Source organism: Pectobacterium atrosepticum, from assembly GCF_000740965.1.
GTDB classification, from domain to species: domain Bacteria; phylum Pseudomonadota; class Gammaproteobacteria; order Enterobacterales; family Enterobacteriaceae; genus Pectobacterium; species Pectobacterium atrosepticum.
Map to the genome: position 1 here is coordinate 1,150,579 of NZ_CP009125.1, position 22,808 is coordinate 1,173,386.

20 protein-coding genes are annotated in these 22,808 nt (G+C 51.6%); 19 read left to right on the forward strand and 1 reads right to left on the reverse strand.

Annotated elements, in window-relative coordinates:
- Window positions 1–28 precede the first annotated feature (28 nt).
- A complete protein-coding gene (gene map / locus GZ59_RS05135; RefSeq protein WP_011092629.1) occupies window positions 29–823 on the reverse strand; it encodes a type I methionyl aminopeptidase in 795 nt (264 codons plus the stop codon).
- 344 nt (window positions 824–1,167) lie between these two features.
- Between map and rpsB the strand changes: the two genes are divergently transcribed.
- From rpsB to tilS, 19 genes are all read left to right on the forward strand, one after another.
- Entirely contained in the window at window positions 1,168–1,893 is a 726-nt protein-coding gene (rpsB, locus tag GZ59_RS05140; RefSeq protein ID WP_011092630.1) for a 30S ribosomal protein S2, read from the forward strand.
- A gap of 134 nt (window positions 1,894–2,027) precedes the next feature.
- Window positions 2,028–2,879: a translation elongation factor Ts gene (gene tsf / locus GZ59_RS05145; protein ID WP_011092631.1), complete on the forward strand. Its 852-nt coding sequence runs from the start codon at window positions 2,028–2,030 to the stop codon at window positions 2,877–2,879.
- A 170-nt stretch (window positions 2,880–3,049) separates the two neighbouring features.
- A complete protein-coding gene (gene pyrH / locus GZ59_RS05150) occupies window positions 3,050–3,775 on the forward strand; it encodes a UMP kinase (protein WP_005975910.1) in 726 nt (241 codons plus the stop codon).
- Between the two features lie 125 nt (window positions 3,776–3,900).
- Window positions 3,901–4,458 carry a ribosome recycling factor gene (gene frr, locus GZ59_RS05155; RefSeq protein ID WP_011092632.1) on the forward strand — a complete coding sequence of 186 codons (558 nt, stop codon included), beginning with the start codon at window positions 3,901–3,903 and terminating at the stop codon, window positions 4,456–4,458.
- A 237-nt stretch (window positions 4,459–4,695) separates the two neighbouring features.
- Window positions 4,696–5,892, forward strand: coding sequence for a 1-deoxy-D-xylulose-5-phosphate reductoisomerase (gene ispC, locus GZ59_RS05160; RefSeq protein ID WP_011092633.1), 1,197 nt, complete (start codon window positions 4,696–4,698; stop codon window positions 5,890–5,892).
- Between the two features lie 198 nt (window positions 5,893–6,090).
- Window positions 6,091–6,852 (forward strand): (2E,6E)-farnesyl-diphosphate-specific ditrans,polycis-undecaprenyl-diphosphate synthase, encoded by a 762-nt coding sequence (gene ispU, locus GZ59_RS05165; protein ID WP_011092634.1) that lies wholly within the window; start codon window positions 6,091–6,093, stop codon window positions 6,850–6,852.
- Window positions 6,853–6,861: 9 nt separating this feature from the next.
- Entirely contained in the window at window positions 6,862–7,719 is an 858-nt protein-coding gene (gene cdsA / locus GZ59_RS05170) for a phosphatidate cytidylyltransferase (RefSeq protein ID WP_039290555.1), read from the forward strand.
- Between the two features lie 21 nt (window positions 7,720–7,740).
- Window positions 7,741–9,096 carry a sigma E protease regulator RseP gene (rseP, locus tag GZ59_RS05175; protein WP_011092636.1) on the forward strand — a complete coding sequence of 452 codons (1,356 nt, stop codon included), beginning with the start codon at window positions 7,741–7,743 and terminating at the stop codon, window positions 9,094–9,096.
- Window positions 9,097–9,131: 35 nt separating this feature from the next.
- Window positions 9,132–11,576: an outer membrane protein assembly factor BamA gene (gene bamA, locus GZ59_RS05180; protein WP_011092637.1), complete on the forward strand. Its 2,445-nt coding sequence runs from the start codon at window positions 9,132–9,134 to the stop codon at window positions 11,574–11,576.
- Window positions 11,577–11,716: 140 nt separating this feature from the next.
- Window positions 11,717–12,214, forward strand: a complete 498-nt coding sequence (skp, locus tag GZ59_RS05185) for a molecular chaperone Skp (RefSeq protein ID WP_011092638.1) — start codon at window positions 11,717–11,719, stop codon at window positions 12,212–12,214.
- 3 nt (window positions 12,215–12,217) lie between these two features.
- Entirely contained in the window at window positions 12,218–13,240 is a 1,023-nt protein-coding gene (gene lpxD / locus GZ59_RS05190) for a UDP-3-O-(3-hydroxymyristoyl)glucosamine N-acyltransferase (RefSeq protein ID WP_011092639.1), read from the forward strand.
- An 84-nt stretch (window positions 13,241–13,324) separates the two neighbouring features.
- Entirely contained in the window at window positions 13,325–13,798 is a 474-nt protein-coding gene (gene fabZ / locus GZ59_RS05195; RefSeq protein WP_173361601.1) for a 3-hydroxyacyl-ACP dehydratase FabZ, read from the forward strand.
- A gap of 4 nt (window positions 13,799–13,802) precedes the next feature.
- Entirely contained in the window at window positions 13,803–14,591 is a 789-nt protein-coding gene (gene lpxA, locus GZ59_RS05200) for an acyl-ACP--UDP-N-acetylglucosamine O-acyltransferase (RefSeq protein WP_011092641.1), read from the forward strand.
- Window positions 14,592–14,594: 3 nt separating this feature from the next.
- The gene (gene lpxB, locus GZ59_RS05205) at window positions 14,595–15,746 is read left to right on the forward strand and encodes a lipid-A-disaccharide synthase (protein ID WP_011092642.1); all 1,152 of its coding nucleotides are present in this window, start codon (window positions 14,595–14,597) and stop codon (window positions 15,744–15,746) included.
- Window positions 15,747–15,767: 21 nt separating this feature from the next.
- On the forward strand, window positions 15,768–16,364 hold the full coding sequence (gene rnhB / locus GZ59_RS05210; protein ID WP_011092643.1) for a ribonuclease HII: 597 nt from the start codon (window positions 15,768–15,770) through the stop codon (window positions 16,362–16,364).
- Between the two features lie 76 nt (window positions 16,365–16,440).
- Window positions 16,441–19,923: a DNA polymerase III subunit alpha gene (dnaE, locus tag GZ59_RS05215; protein ID WP_011092644.1), complete on the forward strand. Its 3,483-nt coding sequence runs from the start codon at window positions 16,441–16,443 to the stop codon at window positions 19,921–19,923.
- Window positions 19,924–19,935: 12 nt separating this feature from the next.
- Complete coding sequence (accA, locus tag GZ59_RS05220) at window positions 19,936–20,895, forward strand: acetyl-CoA carboxylase carboxyl transferase subunit alpha (RefSeq protein ID WP_011092645.1); 960 nt, start codon at window positions 19,936–19,938, stop codon at window positions 20,893–20,895.
- 131 nt (window positions 20,896–21,026) lie between these two features.
- Window positions 21,027–21,416 (forward strand): VOC family protein, encoded by a 390-nt coding sequence (locus GZ59_RS05225; RefSeq protein WP_011092646.1) that lies wholly within the window; start codon window positions 21,027–21,029, stop codon window positions 21,414–21,416.
- Window positions 21,406–22,743 (forward strand): tRNA lysidine(34) synthetase TilS, encoded by a 1,338-nt coding sequence (gene tilS / locus GZ59_RS05230; protein WP_039290560.1) that lies wholly within the window; start codon window positions 21,406–21,408, stop codon window positions 22,741–22,743. The genes GZ59_RS05225 and tilS overlap by 11 nt, the downstream gene beginning before the upstream one ends.
- Window positions 22,744–22,808: the final 65 nt, after the last annotated feature.

Genomic DNA, 22,808 nt, shown 5'->3' on the forward strand with positions numbered 1-22,808 from the left:
AAAAAGCCGGCATCTGCCGGCTTAGTGTTTACTGTTCATGCGTGATGATGTTGGGGATGGTGTCATCCTTTCGCAACGTCATTATTTCGCAGCCGTTTTCGGTTACCACAATAGTATGCTCGTACTGTGCCGACAAGCTGCGATCTTTGGTTTTTACCGTCCAGCCGTCTTTCATCGTACGGATACGGAAATCACCTGCGTTGAGCATAGGCTCGATCGTAAATGCCATGCCCGCCTGCAACACAACGCCGCCGTCATCTGCATCGTAGTGCAGAACCTGTGGCTCTTCGTGGAAGCCCTTGCCGATACCGTGGCCACAATACTCACGCACTACGGAGAAATTGTTACCTTCCGCAAACTGCTGGATCGCTTTGCCCAATGTGCGCAGGCGAATACCCGGCTTAACCATTTTCAGTGCCAGATAGAGGCTTTCCTGCGTGATGCGGCAGAGACGCTCGCCCAGAATGGTCGGCTTGCCAGCGATAAACATTTTTGACGTATCGCCGTGGAAGCCGTCTTTGATCACGGTGACGTCGATGTTGACGATATCGCCGTCTTTCAAAATCCGCTCTTCGCTAGGGATGCCGTGGCACACCACTTCGTTGATGGAGATGCAGACGGATTTCGGGAAGCCGTGGTAGCCCAGTGAGGCAGAAATGGCCTGCTGTTTGTTGGTAATGTGATCGTGACAGATTCTGTCCAATTCGCCGGTACTTACACCTGGCACTACATAAGGTTCGATGATTTCCAGAACTTCGGCAGCTAGACGACCCGCTACGCGCATTTTTTCGATGTCTTCAGAGGTTTTAATTGAAATTGCCATTGATGATTGTCCGCAGGTGCCTGTTAAGCACGAAAATTAAGAGCGATAACTAATAACTTATGTTACCAGCCCAGCCGCTGGCTTGCCAAATTATCATTCGGATTAGTAGATTGGCGAATAACAAATGTTGGTGTCGCAGGCGGATTTATGGTATAAAGCGCGCCGATGATCCGGCTGGATATTGGTTATACGGTATCTAACCACATCGACTAAACTCACTTTGTGTAAATAACACACACATGTCGGCACGTTCGCCGGGGTGCTCCTGAGGTGTTTCACCGGATGGGGTCGGCGTAATGGGACATGTGGAGGCATAACCCCATACTTAATTAATAGAGGTAATCATGGCAACTGTTTCCATGCGCGATATGCTCAAGGCTGGCGTACACTTTGGTCACCAGACCCGTTACTGGAACCCGAAAATGAAGCCATTCATCTTCGGTGCGCGTAACAAAGTTCACATCATCAACCTTGAAAACACAGTACCGATGTTCAACGATGCTTTGGCTGAGCTGGGCAAAATTGCTTCTCGCAAAGGCAAAATTCTGTTCGTTGGTACCAAGCGCGCAGCAAGCGAAGCGGTAAAAGATTCTGCTAACAACTGCGATCAGTTCTTCGTGAACCATCGTTGGTTGGGCGGTATGCTGACTAACTGGAAAACCGTTCGTCAGTCCATCAAGCGTTTGAAAGATCTGGAAATCCAATCTCAAGACGGCACGTTCGACAAGCTGACCAAAAAAGAGGCGCTGATGCGCACTCGTGAACTGGACAAGCTTGAGAAAAGCCTGGGTGGTATCAAAGATATGGGTGGCCTGCCAGACGCGCTGTTTGTTATCGATGCCGATCACGAGCACATCGCAATCAAAGAAGCTAACAACCTAGGTATTCCGGTATTCGCTGTGGTTGATACCAACTCTGATCCCGATGGTGTTGACTTCATCATCCCTGGTAACGATGACGCAATCCGTGCAATTAACCTGTACCTGGGTGCTGTTGCTACTGCTGTCCGCGAAGGCCGTTCTCAAGATCTGGCTGTGCAGGCAGAAGAAGGCTTAGTAGAAGCTGAATAATAAGTCTGGCTCGTTGAGCCCTTATTAACCAGGTAGCACTAGTTTGGTTAGGGGCCTTTTTATGGCCCCTTTTTCACTTTTAAAGCTGTTTGGTCGTGACGACCGAGCAGAACAAATCTTCTGAGGATTTTAGAATGGCTGAAATTACCGCATCCCTGGTAAAAGAGCTGCGTGAGCGTACCGCGGCAGGCATGATGGAATGTAAGAAAGCGCTGGTTGAAGCTAATGGCGACATCGAGCTTGCAATCGAAAACATGCGTAAATCCGGTGCGATCAAAGCAGCTAAGAAAGCAGGTAACGTTGCTGCTGACGGCGTAATCAAGACTAAGATCGACGGTAACTACGCTGTGATTCTGGAAGTTAACTGCCAGACTGACTTCGTTGCTAAAGATGGTGGTTTCCAGGCGTTTGCTGACAAAGTGCTAGATGCTGCGGTTGCAGGCAAAATCACTGATGTTGACGTGTTGAAAGCACAGTTCGAAGAAGAGCGTGTTGCACTGGTTGCTAAAATCGGTGAGAACATCAACATCCGTCGCGTTTCCGCTCTGGAAGGCGAAGTTCTGGGTAACTACCAACACGGTGCGCGCATCGGTGTTCTGGTTGCTGCTAAAGGCGCTGATGAAGAGCTGGTTAAACACCTGGCTATGCATGTTGCTGCAAGCAAGCCTGAGTTCGTTAAACCAGAAGATGTATCTGCTGAAGTGGTAGCGAAAGAGTACCAGGTTCAGCTGGAAATCGCGATGCAGTCTGGCAAGCCGAAAGAAATCGCAGAGAAAATGGTTGAAGGCCGTATGAAGAAATTCACCGGCGAAGTTTCTCTGACTGGTCAGCCTTTCGTTATGGATCCAGCCAAGTCTGTTGGTCAACTGCTGAAAGAGCACAATGCTGACGTGACTAACTTCATCCGTTTCGAAGTGGGTGAAGGCATTGAGAAAGTTGAGACTGACTTTGCTGCTGAAGTTGCAGCAATGAGTAAGCAGTCTTAATAGTAAAAAAAGAGCCGCCAGTTGGCGGTTCCTTTTTATCCAGCCCCACGAGTTTTAGTTCGCTTGGCTTCCTGCATTCAGGCAGGAGCTGGGTGGAACAGTTTTGATTTTTACAGTATTGATTTATACAACCCCCCCAATACCACGACAGCCTGTAGGATAAGAACACCATGGCAACCAATGCAAAACCCGTCTATCAACGAATCCTGCTGAAACTCAGTGGCGAAGCTTTACAGGGAACTGAAGGTTTTGGTATCGATGCGAGTATTCTGGATCGCATGGCTCAGGAAGTGAAAGAACTGGTTGAGTTAGGCATTCAGGTCGGTGTGGTTATCGGCGGTGGTAACCTGTTTCGTGGCGCGGGTCTGGCTAAAGCGGGCATGAACCGCGTTGTGGGCGACCACATGGGAATGCTGGCGACCGTCATGAATGGTCTGGCAATGCGTGATGCGTTGCACCGTGCCTATGTGAACGCTCGCCTGATGTCTGCGATTCCCCTGAATGGCGTCTGTGACAACTACAGCTGGGCGGAAGCGATCAGCCTGCTGCGTAATAATCGCGTGGTGATTTTCTCCGCCGGAACAGGCAACCCTTTCTTTACCACGGATTCTGCGGCTTGCCTTCGCGGCATTGAGATTGAGGCGGATGTCGTATTGAAGGCGACAAAAGTCGATGGCGTCTATTCTGCCGATCCGGTACAAGATCCTTCAGCGACGATGTATGAAACGCTAACCTATCAAGATGTGTTAGAACGTGAACTGAAAGTGATGGATCTTGCTGCGTTCACGCTGGCACGCGACCATAATTTGCCGATCCGCGTTTTCAACATGAACAAACCCGGCGCACTGCGTCGTGTTGTTATGGGTGAGAAAGAAGGGACGTTGATTAGTCAGTAACTCAAATTATGGGGTAATATATTGTCAGTATTGCTCCATACGCCAGCCGAGCGCTGGTATTAATTATTCACTGGGTCATGCACTGACATGGCCTGCCAGGCAACCAGTTTTCAAGGGTTCACAACGTGACTAATGAAATCAGAAAAGATGCTGAAACGCGCATGGACAAATGTGTTGAAGCGTTTAAAAACCAGATTAACAGAATCCGTACCGGCCGTGCATCGCCAAGTATTCTTGATGGCATTCATGTTGAATACTATGGCAGCGCAACGCCGTTGCGCCAACTCGCTAACGTTGTGGTAGAAGATTCCCGCACGCTGGCAATTTCGGTATTCGATCGTTCACTGAGCCCAGCGGTCGAGAAAGCGATCATGGCCTCTGACCTCGGCCTGAACCCGTCTTCTGCTGGCACCGTAATCCGTGTTCCGTTGCCACCTCTGACGGAAGAACGTCGTAAAGATCTGATCAAAGTCGTCCGTGGCGAAGCAGAGCAGGGGCGTATCTCTGTACGCAACGTGCGCCGTGATGCTAACGACAAGTTTAAAGCACTGTTGAAAGACAAAGCGATCAGTGAAGATGAAGAACGTCGTGCTCAGGACGACGTGCAGAAATTGACTGACAACTTCATCAAGAAAGTGGACGTCGCACTAGCAGAAAAAGAAGCGGAGCTGATGGAGTTCTAATCAGCTTGTTAGATAGTGCGTCGCAGGATGTTTTTTCCGGCGGCGCTTTATTTTTTATATAATATGCGTTATGCAATGAATGGGTGAAGGCTAGCCCCTCTGGGCAGTAAACAAATTTTTGCTATGCATACGCCTGCGACGATCGTGACGGTGATCAATCGCAGAGATATATCATGGTAATCGTCTCAGACTCGTGTACCTTCCTGTCATCAAATCCGGTTATTCAGAGCATTTTTAATGAAGCAACTGACAATTCTTGGTTCCACTGGCTCTATTGGCGTCAGTTCTCTGGCTGTAATTAAAGCCAACCCAGATAAATTTACCGTACGCGCGCTATCCGCTGGGTACAACGTCAAGCTTATGTTGGAACAGTGCCTGACTTTCCAACCCACTTATGCCTCAATGGCTGATGAAGCCTCTGCAACTGCTCTGCGCCAGCAGTTGGCAGAATACGGTTGCAAAACAGAGGTTCTGGCGGGAGTTCAGGCCGCATGTGAGCTCGCTGCACTGGACGGCGTCGATCAGGTCATGGCTGCGATTGTGGGGGCGGCTGGGCTATTACCGACGCTGGCGGCAATCCATGCTGGAAAACAGGTTTTGTTGGCGAATAAAGAATCACTCGTCACCTGCGGACGTCTCTTTATGGATGCCGTCGAGCAAAGCGATGCGCAGCTTTTACCGATTGATAGCGAACATAATGCAATTTTTCAGAGTTTACCTGAGCAAATTCAGCGCCAATTAGGCTACGCTTCACTGTCGAAACATGGAGTCGAACGTATTATTTTGACTGGCTCCGGTGGACCGTTTCGTGAAACGCCGGTATCAGCGTTGGCAGACATGACGCCTGATCAGGCGTGTGCGCACCCGAACTGGTCAATGGGGCGCAAGATTTCGGTTGATTCTGCCACTATGATGAATAAGGGGCTGGAGTATATCGAAGCGCGTTGGTTGTTTAATGCCTCTGCCGAACAGATGGAAGTCATTATTCATCCGCAGTCAGTGATTCACTCGATGGTGCGCTACCGTGATGGCAGCGTCTTGGCGCAGTTGGGTTCGCCCGACATGCGTACGCCGATTGCTCATGCAATGGCTTATCCCGAACGTGTGGCATCGGGCGCAAAAGCATTAGATTTTTGCCAAATTGGCGCGCTGACATTTTTAGCACCAGACTATGCGCGCTATCCTTGTTTGCAGTTGGCGATTGATGCCTGCAATCACGGTCAGTCGGCTACCACGACATTGAACGCCGCAAATGAAATTGCGGTGGCAGCATTTTTGCAGTCGCAGATACGTTTTACGGATATCGCGGCGGTAAATCAACATGTTATTGAACAACTTACATTGCCAGAACCCACCAGCGTTGATGATGTTTTGTTCATCGATAGCTGGGCCAGACAGGTCGCAGCACAGACCCTGACACATTACGTGCGATAGCCGGATAGACCCATGGCACAATTTGTTCATGTGCGGTGGAGGTGGTATAGTCTGCGCCACTCAATGGTTGATTATGCGAAAGTTGTTTAATCGACCATGCAGCTAAGCCGTGATCGTTCACGGCTTTTTTTGCGCTAATGGGGTCTGATGTTACGGAAGGACTGTTGTATTTCTTGCTTGAGGAAATAAGTACGCGTTATGCCGTCCGATAATCAAAAGAATACTAACGATCTGCCACTCGCCGGGCCGCGGCATGTTGCCATTATCATGGATGGCAATGGTCGCTGGGCGAAAAGCCGGGGGAAGATGCGGATTTTTGGCCATCAGGCTGGTGTAAAGGCTGTGCGACGTTCAGTCAGTTTCGCAGTGAACCACGGATTGGATGCTCTGACACTTTACGCATTTAGCAGTGAAAACTGGAACCGTCCGGCGCAGGAAGTTTCCGCACTCATGGAGCTGTTTGTTCGAGCACTGGACAGCGAAGTGAAAAGCCTGCACAAGCACAATGTTCGCTTGCGGGTGATTGGCGATATCGGCCGCTTCAGTCCGCGTTTACAAGAGAGAATCCGTCGTTCAGAAGTGCTGACAGAAAAGAATCAGGGGCTCACACTGAATATTGCCGCGAATTATGGCGGCCGTTGGGATATTATTCAGGGAGTACGGCAACTTGCAGAGCAGGTGCAGGAAGGTATTCTGCGCCCTGATAGCATTAATGAAGCGTCATTGTGTCAGTATATCTGTCTGAATGATCTGGCTCCGGTTGATTTGGTGATCAGAACCGGTGGAGAACACCGCATCAGTAATTTTCTTCTGTGGCAAATTGCTTATGCTGAACTTTACTTTACTGATGTCCTCTGGCCTGATTTCGATGAACAAGTCTTTGAAGGTGCGCTGAATGCTTTTGCACAACGCGAGCGCCGCTTCGGGGGAACAACACCTATCGATGCTGATGCATCCTAGGGGGAACTTTTGCTGAAGTATCGCCTGATTACTGCTTTTATCTTGATTCCGATTGTTATTGCGGCACTGTTCTTGCTGCCTCCTTTGGGATTCACGCTTGTTACGCTGGCTGTTTGTATGCTGGCGGCATGGGAATGGGGTCAATTGGCGGGCTTTGCCTCTTATGGTCAACGCCTGTGGCTCGCAATTCTATGTGGTTTTTTGCTGGCGCTGATGTTGTTATCACTCCCAGCTTACCATTACTCCGTGCATATTCCGCAAATCAGTATTGCGCTCTGGTCATCACTGGTGTGGTGGGGTATTGCGCTGTTTTTGGTTCTGTTCTACCCAGCTTCCGCCTCATTTTGGCGTCATTCACGCGCATTGCGGCTCGTGTTCGGCATCATGACGATCGTGCCGTTTTTCTGGGGCATGGTTGCGCTTCGTCATTACAATTACGCGATTAATCCATTCGCTGGTGCCTGGTGGCTGCTGTACGTCATGCTGCTGGTCTGGGGAGCGGACAGCGGTGCCTACATGTTCGGCAAACTGTTTGGTAAGCGTAAACTTGCGCCAAAAGTCTCGCCGGGCAAAACCTGGGAAGGCTTTCTCGGTGGTCTGGCAACCTCAGCGCTAATTTCTTTGCTGTTTAGCCTCTATGCGCCATTAACGGTGGCGGCATCAACGTTGCTGATTTGTTCTATCGCTGCTGCGCTGGCTTCGGTACTGGGTGATTTGACAGAAAGCATGTTCAAACGTGAGGCAGGCATCAAAGACAGTAGCCATTTGATTCCGGGGCATGGTGGCGTGCTCGATCGTATCGATAGCCTGACGGCTGCGGTTCCTGTGTTCTCTTGCCTGATGCTGCTGCTGTTTAAAGTGGCTTAGAATAAAGCGGTAGAGCTATTTATGTTGAGTTTTCTCTGGAATCTTGCCGCGTTTATCATCGCACTAGGTGTGTTGGTCACCGTCCATGAGTTTGGGCATTTCTGGGTGGCGCGCCGCTGTGGTGTGAAGGTTGAGCGCTTTTCTGTTGGTTTCGGTCGCGCACTATGGCGTCGTCGCGATCGTACCGGTACGGAATTTGTGATTGCGTTGATCCCGCTTGGCGGCTACGTGAAGATGCTGGATGAGCGTGTCGACACCGTGGCACCAGAATTCCGCCACCAATCCTTTAACAGTAAAACGGTCTGGCAGCGCGCGGCTATCGTCAGCGCTGGTCCAATTGCCAATTTCCTGTTTGCTATTGTGGCGTACTGGCTGGTGTTTATTCTCGGCGTGCCGGGCGTGCGTCCGATAGTGGGCGAAATACTGCCCAACTCCATCGCGGCACAAGCGGAAATGTCGGCGGGAATGGAACTAAAGTCAGTTGATGGTATCGAAACGCCTGATTGGGATACCGCGCGTCTGGCGCTGATCGGTAAAATCGGCGATAGCGATGTTGTGATCGGAAGCGCACCTTTAGGCTCCGACCGTGTCGTCCAGAAAACGCTGGATTTACGCGAGTGGCAGTTTGAGCCTGATAAGCAAGATCCGGCTTCCTCGCTCGGGATTATCCCGCGCGGTCCGCAAATTGAGCCCGTGTTGCATCAGGTGCAGGCAGGCTCTGCGGCGGAAAAAGCAGGTTTGCAAGTCGGGGATAGGATCGTTAAAGTCGACGGGCAGGCGCTAGCGCAATGGCGTGATTTTGTCATCGCTGTGCGTGATAACCCCGGACAATCTATTGCTCTGGAGGTAGAGCGACACGGTGCAGCGGTACCGTTGACGTTAACGCCAGACAGTAAATCTGTAGGAAGTGGCAGAATTGAAGGTTTGGCAGGTGTTATGCCAAGCGTGACGCCGCTGCCTGAAGAATACAGGACGGTGCGCCAGTATGGGCCGTTCAGTGCTGCCTATCAGGCAACAGATAAAACCTGGCAACTGATGAAATTGACCGTCAGTATGTTAGGGAAACTGGTTATGGGTGATGTTAAGCTGAATAACCTGAGTGGTCCCATTTCGATTGCTCAGGGTGCTGGAATGTCAGCAGATTATGGATTGATTTATTACCTGATGTTTTTGGCCTTAATCAGCGTCAATTTGGGGATCATCAATCTGTTCCCGCTGCCGGTATTGGATGGTGGACACCTGCTCTTTCTTGCAGTTGAAAAACTGAAGGGCAGGCCGGTTTCTGAGCGTGTGCAGGACGTTAGTTATCGCATTGGTACAGTGTTGCTGATGTTGTTAATGGGACTCGCACTTTTCAATGATTTCTCTCGTCTCTAGGCGCGGGATTAGGTTAGGAAAAACGCATAACAACGATGGCGATCAAAAAGTTGCTCATAGCGTCGCTGCTGTTTAGCAGCGCAACCGTATACGGTGCAGACGGGTTCGTAGTGAAGGACATTCATTTCGAGGGCCTGCAAAGGGTTGCCGTCGGGGCGGCACTACTCAGTATGCCAGTCCGCGTTGGTGATACCATCGGTGACGATGATATCGGTAACACCATCCGTGCCTTGTTTGCGACCGGAAATTTTGAAGATGTTCGCGTCCTGCGCGATGGCGAAACGCTGATTGTGCAGGTCAAAGAACGTCCGACAATCGCCAGCGTCACGTTTTCCGGCAATAAGTCAGTCAAAGACGACATGCTGAAAGAAAACCTGGAAGCCTCGGGCGTGCGCGTTGGTGAAGCGTTAGACCGTACGGCGCTCACCAGCATCGAAAAAGGACTGGAAGATTTCTACTACAGCGTCGGTAAGTACAGTGCGTCGGTTAAAGCCGTTGTCACGCCATTGCCGCGTAACCGCGTAGACCTGAAACTGGTCTTCACGGAAGGCGTTTCCGCCAAGATCCAGCAGATTAATATTGTCGGTAACAAAGCGTTCAGTTCCGACGAATTGATCTCCCGTTTCCAACTGCGTGATGAAGTGCCGTGGTGGAACGTGGTTGGTGACCGTAAATACCAGAAACAAAAACTGTCTGGCGATCTGGAAACCCTACGGAGTTTCTATCTGGATCGCGGCTATGCGCGCTTCAACATCGATTCTACTCAGGTGAGCCTGACGCCAGATAAAAAAGGCATCTATATCACCATCAATATGACGGAAGGCGAGCAGTACAAGCTGTCCGGCGTCGCGGTGAAAGGTAATCTGGCTGGCCACTCTGCGGAAATTGAAGGGCTGACGAAAGTCGAACCCGGTGAACTCTACAATGGGACGAAAGTCACCCGGATGGAAGAGGACATCAAGAAGCTGCTGGGTCGTTATGGCTATGCCTATCCGCGTGTGGTAACACAGCCGGAAATTAATGACGCAGACAAGACGGTGAGATTAAACATCAACGTTGATGCGGGTAACCGCTTCTATGTGCGTCATGTTCGCTTTGACGGCAACGATACGTCTAAAGATACTGTTCTGCGCCGTGAAATGCGCCAGATGGAAGGTGCCTGGTTAGGCAACGATCTGGTTGAGCAAGGCAAAGAGCGTCTAAACCGACTGGGATACTTTGAAAGCGTTGAGGTAGAAACACAGCGTGTTCCCGGTGTCGCCGATCAGGTTGATGTGACGTATAAAGTCAAAGAGCGTAATACAGGTACATTCAACTTTGGTGTCGGTTTCGGTACGGAAAGCGGCGTGAGTTTCCAAGCTGGGGTTCAGCAGGACAACTGGTTGGGAACGGGTAACTCCGTTGGGATCAGCGGGACTAAAAACGACTACCAGACGTATGTCGAGCTGTCACTGACCGACCCATACTTCACCGTTGATGGCGTTAGCCTCGGTGGTCGCGTCTTCTATAACAAATTTGAAGCATCTGACGCCGACCTATCCGACTACACCAACGTGAGCTATGGCGTTGGCAGCACCTTGGGCTTCCCGATTAACGAGAATAACTCACTGCGTGTCGGTCTGGATTATGTGCATAACGACCTGTCGGATATGAGACCGCAGGTGTCGATGTGGCGTTATCTGGACTCTGTCGGGGTTAATCCTTCCGTCGTAGGTGAGAATGTTAAATCCAGTGCAGATTTCAAAGCGAACGATTTCTTCCTGAATACCGGATGGTCATATAACAACCTGGATCGCGGTTACTTCCCGACGAAAGGGACACGTGCGTCCGCGAATGCCAAGATCGCGGTGCCAGGTTCGGACAATGAATACTACAAACTGACGTTTGATTCAGCGAGCTACTATCCGTTGACCGAGAGTGGTAAATGGGTGGTGATGGGCCGTACCCGTGCAGGCTTTGCGGATGGTATCGGAAGTAAAGAAGTGCCGTTCTACGACAACTTCTATGCTGGTGGTTCCAGTACGGTGCGTGGCTTCCAATCGAATACGATTGGTCCTAAAGCGGCCTATTATAAGTGCCCAGCGAACCTTGTTGGCTCTGGCTTTAACTCTTACTCAGGTTGCCCGATTGATTCAACCAATATGGATGATGCCGTTGGCGGTAACGCGATGGCGGTGCTGAGTGCGGAACTTATCGTGCCGACGCCGTTTATCAGTGATAAATACGCCAACTCCGTACGAACTTCCTTCTTTGTGGATGGCGGTACGGTATGGGATACCAACTGGGAAAATACGGCTGAAACACTGAAAGCAGGTGTACCGGATTACGGCAAGGCAACCAACTTCCGCGTTTCCAGTGGTATCGCGTTGCAATGGATGTCTCCGCTTGGGCCATTGGTCTTCTCCTATGCCCAGCCGGTTAAAAAGTACGATGGAGACAAGTCGGAACAATTCCAGTTTAACATTGGCAAAACCTGGTAGTGTGACGTCCGTAGGTCGTATGCAGGGAATGTCGCATCGCTGCTCATTGGCATGAATGCTGGAAATACAGCTGGCACCATGACGCGATGCCCATCATTAAAGTGTTAAGACACAAATTAGGTTAGGTTGAGGAGTTTATAGTGAAAAAGTGGTTATGTGCCGCAGGCCTCGGTTTAGTATTGGCTGCTTCAGCCAGCGTTCAGGCTGCTGACAAGATTGCCGTTGTTAACGTTTCCAGCATCTTCCAACAGTTGCCGCAGCGTGAAAGCGTTGGCAAACAGCTGGAAAATGAGTTCAAAGGTCGTGCTTCTGAGCTGCAATCGATGGAAAACGATTTGCAGGGCAAGATGCAGAAGTTGCAGCGTGATGGCTCTACCATGAAAGCGAGCGATCGCAGCAAAATGGAAAAAGACGTCATGGCGCAGCGCGAGCAGTTCTCTACTAAAGCGCAGGCTTTTGAGCAGGACAACCGTCGTCGTCAGACTGAAGAACGCAACAAAATCCTGAGTCGTATTCAGGACGCCGTGAAAGCCGTTGCAACTAAAGAAGGTTATGATGTTGTGATTGACGCTAACGCTGTTGCGTATGTCGCCAATGCCAAAGACATTACTGCCGATGTGCTGAAACAGGTTAAATAATACATGTATTCGATTCGACTGGACGCGTTAGCTCAACAGTTGGATGCACAATTACACGGTGATGGCGATATCGTCATCACCGGTGTTGCTTCTATGCATTCGGCAAAAACTGGGCAAATTACGTTTCTTTCCGACAGTCGTTACCGTGAGCAACTGGCCGAGACGCAAGCGTCTGCGGTCGTGCTGACGGAAGCGGATTTACCTTACTGTCAGGTTGCTGCGCTGGTAGTGAAAAATCCCTACCTTACCTATGCTCACATGGCACAACTGCTGGATACGACACCGCAACCAGCAACCGATATTGCCCCGAGTGCGGTCATCGCTTCAGATGCGACGCTGGGTCAGCAGGTGTCCATTGGCGCAAATGCCGTTATCGAATCTGGCGCACAGTTGGGTGATGGTGTTGTTATTGGCCCTGGCTGTTTTGTTGGCAAAAATGCCCGCATTGGTGCCGGCACCCGTTTGTGGGCAAATGTAACGATTTATCACCGCGTTGAGCTTGGTGAGCATTGCCTGATCCAGTCTGGAACGGTTATTGGTTCTGATGGTTTTGGCTATGCCAACGATCGCGGCAACTGGGTGAAGATTCCGCAGTTGGGAACGGTCAGAATTGGCGATCAGGTTGAGATTGGCGCGAGCACGACTATCGATCGTGGTGCGTTGGATGATACGGTCATTGGCAATGGTGTTATCATTGATAACCAATGTCAGATTGCGCACAACGTCGTGATTGGCGACAATACCGCGGTCGCGGGTGGCGTCATTATGGCGGGGAGCTTGAAAATTGGTCGTTATTGCATGATCGGCGGTGCCAGCGTGATTAACGGGCACATGGAGATCTGCGATAAAGTGACGGTAACGGGAATGGGTATGGTCATGCGACCAATCACTGAACCTGGGGTATACTCTTCGGGCATTCCTTTGCAACCCAATAAAGTGTGGCGCAAAACTGCAGCGCTGGTGATGAATATTGATGAGATAAGCAAACGGTTAAAAGCCGTTGAACGAAAAGTCGATAACGTTTAATCACTCGCGTTTTATTTGCGGCCTGCCTGAAGACACCTAATTTAGGGTCTGCGCAGGCCGTGTTGTTGATGGCATCAGTTTTTTATGGACAGGAAGAGTATTTTGACTACTGACACTCATACTCTGAATATTGAAGAGATTTTAGAATTATTACCGCACCGTTTCCCGTTTTTACTGGTTGATCGGGTACTGGATTTTGAAAAAGGGAAGTTTCTGCGGGCGGTGAAAAACGTCTCTTTCAACGAACCCTTCTTCCAGGGGCATTTCCCGGGTAAACCCATTTTTCCCGGTGTGTTGATTCTGGAAGCCATGGCTCAGGCTACGGGTATCCTGGCGTTTAAAAGCGTCGGTAAACTGGAGCCGGGTGAGCTGTACTATTTCGCCGCTGTGGACGAAGCGCGCTTTAAGCGCCCCGTGCAGCCAGGCGATCAAATGATCCTTGAAGTTGAATTCATTAAAGAGCGTCGTGGCGTTGCGCGCTTTAAAGGTGTTGCCAAAGTTGATGGCGAAGTGGCCTGTGAAGCGTCAATGATGTGTGCTCGTCGTCGGGAGTCCTGATAACGTGATTGATCAAACCGCCTTTATTCATCCTAGTTCGATTGTTGAAGACGGTGCCATTATTGGCGCTGGTGTTCATATTGGCCCTTTCTGCTATATCGGTTCTCAGGTTGAGATCGGTGCAGGTACGGTGCTGAAATCGCATGTCGTCGTCAATGGCGTCACTAAAATTGGTCGCGACAACGAAATCTATCAGTTCACGTCAATTGGTGAAGTGAATCAGGATCTCAAATATGCTGGGGAACCGACCCGCGTTGAGATTGGCGATCGTAACCGCATCCGTGAAAGCGTCACGATTCATCGTGGCACGTCGCAGGGCGGCGGGTTGACTAAAGTCGGTAGCGATAACCTGTTGATGATCAACACGCATATTGCACACGACTGCGTAGTGGGCAATCGCTGTATTCTGGCGAATAACGCTACGTTGGGCGGCCACGTTTCCGTCGATGATTTTGCGATTATCGGTGGGATGACGGCTGTGCACCAGTTCTGCATTATCGGTGCTCACGTGATGGTCGGTGGGTGTTCTGGTGTGGCGCAAGACGTTCCTCCGTATGTTGTCGCGCAGGGTAATCATGCCACGCCGTTTGGCCTGAACATCGAAGGCCTGAAGCGTCGCGGATTCGAAAAAGAAACGCTGCATGCGATCCGTAACGCGTACAAGCTGCTCTACCGTAGCGGTAAAACGCTGGATGAGGTGAAACCGGAAATCGAAGCGCTGGCGGCTGAACATCCGGCAGTGCAGGCATTTACCGATTTCTTTGCCCGTTCTACTCGCGGCATTATTCGTTAATCCATGTCATCACGTCCTTTGACTATTGGGCTGGTCGCCGGGGAAACTTCCGGCGACATCCTTGGCGCAGGTTTGATCCGGGCGCTAAAAGAAAAGGTGCCCGGTGCGCGGTTTGTCGGTGTTGCTGGACCGCGTATGCAGGCCGAAGGCTGTGAAGCCTGGTACGAAATGGAAGAGTTGGCTGTTATGGGCATTGTTGAAGTGCTCGGACGCCTTCCTCGCCTGCTGAAAATTCGGCGGGATTTAACCCAGCGTTTCAGCGAGCTTCAGCCTGATGTTTTCGTGGGCATTGATGCCCCTGATTTCAATATCACGCTGGAGGGCAACCTCAAACAGCACGGTATCAATACCATTCACTATGTCAGCCCGTCCGTGTGGGCCTGGCGTCAAAAACGTGTTTTCAAAATAGGTAAAGCGACCAATTTGGTGCTTGCTTTCTTGCCTTTTGAAAAAGCGTTTTACGATCGTTTCAATGTCCCTTGTCGCTTTATCGGTCATACGATGGCTGATGCGATGCCGCTGCATCCTGATAAAATGACCGCCCGTGCGACGCTGGGTATTGCGCCCGATGCGCATTGTCTGGCACTACTGCCGGGCAGTCGTGGTGCAGAAGTTGAAATGCTTAGCGCGGATTTTCTCAATACGGCTGTGCTACTGCGTCAGCATTTTCCCGATCTGGAAATCGTTGTTCCTCTGGTGAACAGTAAGCGTCGCGAACAGTTCGAACGGATAAAAAGTAGCGTGGCACCCGATCTGCGTGTGCATCTGCTGGATGGGCAGGCGCGTGAAGCCATGATTGCCAGTGATGCGGCGCTATTGGCATCCGGTACGGCAGCGTTGGAGTGCATGCTGGCTAAATGCCCGATGGTTGTGGGTTATCGTATGAAGCCTTTTACCTTCTGGCTGGCGCAGCGCTTGGTCAAAACGCCGTGGGTGTCGCTGCCGAATTTGCTAGCTGGGCGTGAGCTGGTGACTGAATTGCTACAGACTGACTGTACCCCAGATAAGCTCGCCGCGGCGCTGCTGCCGCTGTTTGCCGATACAGATAAAATGGCTGAGTTACGCACGACATTTGTGGATTTGCATCAGCAAATTCGCTGTAACGCCGATGAGCAAGCGGCTCAGGCGGTACTGGAATTAGTTACTCCTCGTTAATAAAAACATGTTAATAAAACTATGAGCGAAATATTTATTTACCCGCAGGCGACCTGCATCGCTGGCGTTGATGAGGTGGGCCGTGGCCCTTTGGTTGGTGCGGTCGTGACGGCTGCGGTGATTCTTGACCCGACTAGGCCAATTGTCGGGTTGGCGGATTCCAAACAGCTGAGTGAAAAACGTCGGCTGTCGCTCTATGATGAAATCAAAGAGAAGGCGCTGGCGTGGAGCCTTGGCCGTGCGGAACCGGAAGAGATTGACCAACTGAATATTCTGCATGCTACCATGTTAGCTATGCAACGTGCGGTGGCTGCATTGGCTATTGTGCCGGATTTTGTTCTGATTGACGGCAACCGTTGTCCTGCACTACCGATGCCCGCGCAGGCGGTTGTTAAAGGGGATAGCCGCGTGGCAGAAATCAGCGCGGCCTCAATTATGGCGAAAGTGACTCGCGATCGTGAGATGGTCGAGTTGGATCAACGCTTCCCAGATTATGGTTTTGCCCAACACAAAGGCTATCCAACGGCTTTTCATCTGGAGAAGCTGGCTGCACTGGGTGCTACTGAGTTTCACCGTCGGAGCTTCGCGCCAGTTAAGCGTGTGTTAGGCCTGGCGTAAAACATCATCATTAACTCTCCGTGTTGTGATATCACTATTGCAACGCTGACTAATCGATAAATTCTGGGATCTGGAGATGGCCGAACCACGTTTTGTTCACCTGCGTGTTCACAGTGACTATTCCATGATCGATGGGCTGGCCAAAGTCGGTCCGCTGGTAAAAAAAACGGCGGCACTCGGTATGCCAGCGCTGGCGATTACCGATTTTACCAACCTGTGTGGGCTGGTTAAATTCTATGGCGGCGCGCATGGCGCAGGGGTCAAACCTATCATCGGTGCAGACTTCTATGTCGAAAGCGATGAATTAGGGGATGAGCTCGCGCATCTTACTGTGTTGGCCATGGATAATGAAGGCTACCAGAATCTCACGCTGCTGATTTCCCATGCTTATCAACGGGGTTATGGCGCTGCTGGGCCGACGATTGACCGTGATTGGCTCATTGAACATCAGGAAGGACTGATTCTCCTTTCTGGCGGTCGCCGGGGTGATGTTGGCCGATTTTTGCTGCGTGGTAATCAGGCGCAGGCCGAACAGTGTCTGGCATTCTATCAGGAGCACTTTCCTCAGCGTTACTACCTGGAATTGACCCGCACGTCCCGCCCCGATGAAGAAAGCTATATACACGCGGCCGTGGAGTTGGCAACCAAGTACGGGTTGCCCGTTGTGGCAACCAATGAAGTGTGCTTCATCAGCACTGATGATTTTGACGCTCACGAAATCCGCGTTGCCATTCACGATGGCTACACGCTTGACGATCCCAAACGCCCACGTCATTACAGCCCGCAGCAGTACATGCGCTCGGAAGAGGAAATGTGCGAGCTGTTTGCCGATATCCCAGAAGCGCTGGCGAACAGCGTCGAAATTGCCAAGCGCTGTAACGTAACGATCCGGTTGGGCGAATATTTTCTGCCGCAGTTCCCGACGGGTGAGATGAGCACCGCAGATTTTCTGGTTCAGTGCTCGAAAAAAGGACTGGAGGATCGTCTTGAATCCCTGTTCCCAGATCCAGAAGTGCGCGTCGCGCGTCGGCCAGAATATGATGAGCGTCTGGACATTGAACTGGGCGTCATCAACCAGATGGGGTTCCCCGGCTACTTCCTGATCGTCATGGAGTTTATTCAGTGGTCGAAGGATAACGATGTGCCTGTTGGCCCTGGGCGTGGTTCCGGTGCGGGCTCATTGGTAGCCTACTCGCTGAAAATCACCGATCTGGATCCGCTGGAGTTCGACCTGTTGTTCGAACGCTTCCTCAACCCTGAACGCGTCTCAATGCCTGACTTCGATGTCGATTTCTGTATGGAAAAACGCGACATGGTTATCGACCACGTTGCGGAGATGTACGGGCGTGACGCGGTATCACAGATTATCACCTTCGGTACGATGGCGGCAAAAGCGGTTATTCGTGACGTAGGGCGTGTGCTCGGGCACCCTTATGGGTTTGTCGATCGTATTTCAAAACTGGTGCCGCCCGATCCGGGCATGACGCTGGAAAAGGCGTTTGCGGCCGAACCGCAGTTGCCAGAAATTTATGAAGCCGATGAGGAAGTTAAGGCCCTCATCGATATGGCGCGCAAGCTCGAAGGCGTTACGCGTAACGCCGGGAAACATGCGGGTGGGGTGGTGATATCCCCCACCAAGATTACCGATTTCGCGCCACTGTATTGCGATTCGGAAGGGAACCACCCGGTTACCCAGTTTGATAAGAACGACGTGGAATACGCCGGGCTGGTGAAGTTCGACTTCCTTGGCCTGCGTACGTTGACGATTATCGACTGGGCTCTGGAGATGATCAACGCCCGTCGCGCGAAGCTAGGACAGGAACCGATTGATATCGCGACGATTCCGCTCGGCGATAAGAAAAGTTTCGACATGCTGCAACGTTCGGAAACCACCGCGGTATTCCAGCTTGAATCGCGTGGCATGAAAGATCTAATCAAGCGCCTGAAGCCCGACTGCTTTGAAGATATGATCGCTCTGGTGGCGTTGTTCCGCCCTGGTCCGCTGCAATCCGGCATGGTGGATAACTTCATCGACCGTAAGCATGGTCGTGAAGCAATTTCGTATCCTGATATTGAATGGCAGCACGAATCACTCAAGCCAGTGCTGGAGCCGACCTACGGTATTATCCTGTATCAGGAACAGGTCATGCAGATCGCTCAGGTTCTGGCGGGTTATACGCTGGGTGGTGCGGACATGCTGCGCCGTGCTATGGGGAAAAAGAACCCCGTTGAAATGGCGAAGCAGCGTGGTGGCTTTGAAGATGGTGCCAAATCTCGCGGCGTGAACGGCGAACTGGCGGTTAAGATTTTCGACCTGGTGGAAAAATTCGCTGGTTACGGCTTTAATAAATCTCACTCCGCTGCCTATGCACTGGTGTCTTACCAAACGCTGTGGTTGAAAGCGCACTATCCGGCTGAATTCATGGCGGCGGTGATGACGGCCGATATGGACAACACGGATAAAGTGGTGGGGCTGGTTGATGAATGCTGGAGGATGGGGTTAAAAATCCTGCCTCCAGACATCAATAGCGGCCTGTATCACTTTCACGTTAACGATGATGGAGAGATTGTTTACGGCATCGGTGCGATTAAAGGTGTCGGTGAAGGCCCGATTGAGGCGATTATCGAGGCGCGTAATCAGGGCGGCTATTTTAGAGAATTGTTTGACCTCTGCGCACGTACTGACATCAAAAAGCTGAACCGACGCGTGCTGGAAAAGCTGATTATGTCTGGGGCGTTTGACCGCCTGGGGCCGCATCGCGCCGCGCTGATGAACTCATTGGCTGATGCGCTGAAGGCCGCCGATCAGCATGCTAAAGCGGAAGCCATTGGTCAGGTGGATATGTTTGGCGTGTTGGCCGATGCGCCTGAGCAGGTTGAGCAATCCTACAGCACCGTGCCACCGTGGCCGGAGCAGGTCGTGTTGGATGGTGAACGGGAGACGCTGGGGCTGTACCTGACCGGCCACCCGATCACGCAATATATTAAGGAAATTGAACGCTATGCCGCTGGCGTACGTTTGAAAGATATGCACCCGACGGATCGGGGTAAAATGACCACTGCCGTTGGGCTGGTGTTGGCGGCTCGCGTCATGATCACCAAACGGGGCAACCGTATTGGTATCTGTACATTGGACGATCGTTCCGGTCGGCTTGAGATCATGCTGTTTACCGATGCATTGGAAAAATATCAGCATTTACTTGAGAAAGACCGTATCCTTATCGCCAGTGGACAGGTCAGCTTTGATGACTTCAGCGGCGGGCTTAAAATGACCGTCCGAGAGTTAATGGATATCAGTGAAGCGCGGGAAAAATACGCGCGCGGGCTTGCTATCTCGCTGACTGACAGGCAAATTGATGACCAGCTATTAAACCGTCTCCGTCAATCGTTGGAACCCCATCGATCGGGGACGATCCCAGTGCATCTCTATTACCAGCGTGAAGATGCGCGTGCCCGACTACGTTTCGGCGCAGCATGGCGTGTAACGCCTGCCGATGCGCTATTGAACGAGCTGCGTACATTAGTGGGTAATGAGCAGGTGGAACTGGAATTTGACTAATATAGGAATACTATGAGTCTGAATTTTCTTGATTTTGAGCAGCCGATTGCAGAGTTGGAAGCGAAAATTGACTCGCTGACCGCAGTCAGCCGTCAAGACGAAAAATTGGATATTAATCTGGACGAAGAAGTCCAGCGCCTGCGTGAGAAGAGCGTTGAATTGACGCGCAAAATCTTCGCCGATTTGGGTGCCTGGCAGGTTGCGCAATTAGCGCGCCATCCGCAACGTCCTTATACGCTTGATTATATTAAGCACATTTTTACCGATTTTGATGAGTTGGCTGGCGATCGCGCCTATGCCGATGACAAGGCCATTGTCGGCGGGATTGCCCGTTTGGATGGACGTCCGGTGATGATCATTGGTCATCAGAAAGGTCGTGAAACCAAAGAAAAGATTCGCCGTAATTTCGGCATGCCTGCTCCAGAAGGGTATCGCAAAGCGCTGCGCCTGATGGAAATGGCCGATCGTTTCAGGATGCCGATCATCACCTTTATCGATACGCCGGGTGCTTATCCGGGCGTAGGCGCAGAAGAACGCGGCCAGTCTGAAGCTATCGCGCGTAACCTGCGTGAAATGTCGACGCTGCGTGTGCCAATCATCTGTACCGTTATTGGTGAAGGTGGTTCCGGTGGGGCGTTGGCTATCGGCGTGGGCGACAAGGTTAACATGTTGCAGTACAGCACCTACTCGGTCATTTCACCGGAAGGCTGTGCGTCTATCCTGTGGAAGAGCGCGGACAAGGCGCCGTTGGCGGCTGAAGCTATGGGCATCATCGCGCCGCGTCTGAAAGAGCTGAAACTGATCGATACCGTGATTCCTGAACCGCTGGGTTCCGCGCACCGTAACGTTCCGGTAATGGCTGCGTCGCTGAAAGCGCAACTGTTGGCCGATCTACTCGATCTCGAAGGCCTGAGCGAAGAAGCGCTGCTGAACCGCCGCTATCAGCGCTTGATGAACTATGGTTATTGCTAATTCACAGTGGTTACTGCTGATGACGTGATTGTCTGATTGATTGCAGTATTATCAATCAGGCTATTCTGGCGTTACTTTGAAAATCCGTTGTCAGTAATGACAGCGGATTTTTTGCTATGAGGGTTGGAATAATGCTGAAATTGCTCGATGTACACCACATTGCAGTGATTGCCTCTGACTATGAACGCAGCAAGGCATTTTATTGTGACGTGTTGGGATTTACGTTGAACAATGAGGTCTATCGTGCGGCGCGGCAGTCATGGAAAGGGGACCTCTCGCTGAATGGGCGTTATACCATTGAGCTATTTTCTTTCCCTCATCCACCTGCGCGTGTCAGTCGGCCGGAGGCTTGCGGTTTACGCCATCTGGCTTTTGCTGTGGCTGATGTAGAGCAGGCGATTGCTTCACTGGCGCAGGCTAGCGTCATTTGTGAACCCGTAAGGATCGATCCTGAAACGCAGCAACGCTTCACGTTTTTCTCCGATCCTGATGGCCTGCCCTTAGAACTGTATGAGATCTGATACTGTGGACCGCACCGAACCTGACGATGAGTTACTCCAGACGATCGTGACGCAAACGGCCGGATGCGGGTCGATCTTGTTGGCCTATAGCGGTGGCTTGGACTCTAGCGTGCTATTGCATCTGTTGGTGACCGTGCGTCAGCGTTCTGGGCAGACTATTCGTGCGGCTTACATCCATCACGGCTTAAATCCGCTGGCGGATAGCTGGGCTGAACATTGTCGCCAGCAGTGTGAACGCTGGCAGGTGCCGTTTTCCTCGCTGGCAGTGACGGTTGAGGCGCAGAACGGCGGTATTGAAGCTGCAGCCAGAACCGCACGCTATCAGGCGTTGCAAGTGCACCTGAAAGAGGGCGAGACCCTGCTGACTGCGCAGCACCTTGATGACCAGAGCGAAACCTTTTTACTGGCGCTTAAACGCGGCAGCGGGCCTGCCGGATTGTCTGCGATGGCGGCTAACAGCTTCCTTGGCCATCATCGTTTAGTGCGTCCGCTATTAGGTTTTTCTCGTCTCCAACTGGAAGCTTACGCACAGCGGCACCAGCTTCGCTGGATTGAAGACGACAGCAATCAAGATGAACGCTTTGACCGCAATTTTTTACGCCGCCAGATCTTACCGCGATTGACTCAGCGTTGGCCGCATTTCCCCTCTGCCGTGGCGCGTAGCGCCGAGCTTTGTGCCGAACAGGAACAATTGCTCGATGAGTTACTGGAGGAATCATTGCGGACGCTACGCCAGCCGGATGGTGCGTTGAGCATTGACGGTCTGGTGCCGCTAAGCCCGGTGCGGCGTTTTGCGCTACTGCGGCGCTGGCTGGCACAGCAAGGGGCGACGATGCCCGCGCGCGATCAGTTGCAACGACTCTGGGATGAGGTTGCGGCGAGTCGACGGGATGCGGAACCTATATTGCAACTGAATCAGATGCAGATTCGCCGTTTTCGTCAGCATCTCTATCTACTGCCGCTGATGCCATCGCTCAAAGACCGCGTTCTGCCGTGGCAACCGACGTCATGCCCGTTATCTCTCCCTGACAACTTAGGTACGCTGTTGCTTGCTGATAGTGGGGTCGCGGTTCGCGCGCCGAAAAACGGTGAAACGGTAAGTATTCGCTTTTCGACCAGCGGAACCGTACATATTGTTGGCAGAGCACACGGGCGGCAAATCAAGAAACTCTGGCAGGAGCTGGGCGTTCCACCCTGGTGGCGCGACCGTACGCCGCTGCTTTTCTACAACGAGCAACTGATTGCGGCCGTGGGACGGTTCGTTACGCGAGAAGGGCAGGTGAGAGAACATCAGCCCTTATGGCACATCGTTTGGGAAAGAAACTAACGTTGGTAATAAAAACGGACAACCTGAGTTGTCCGTTTTGGAAGCATTTATTCAGCGTTTGCCGC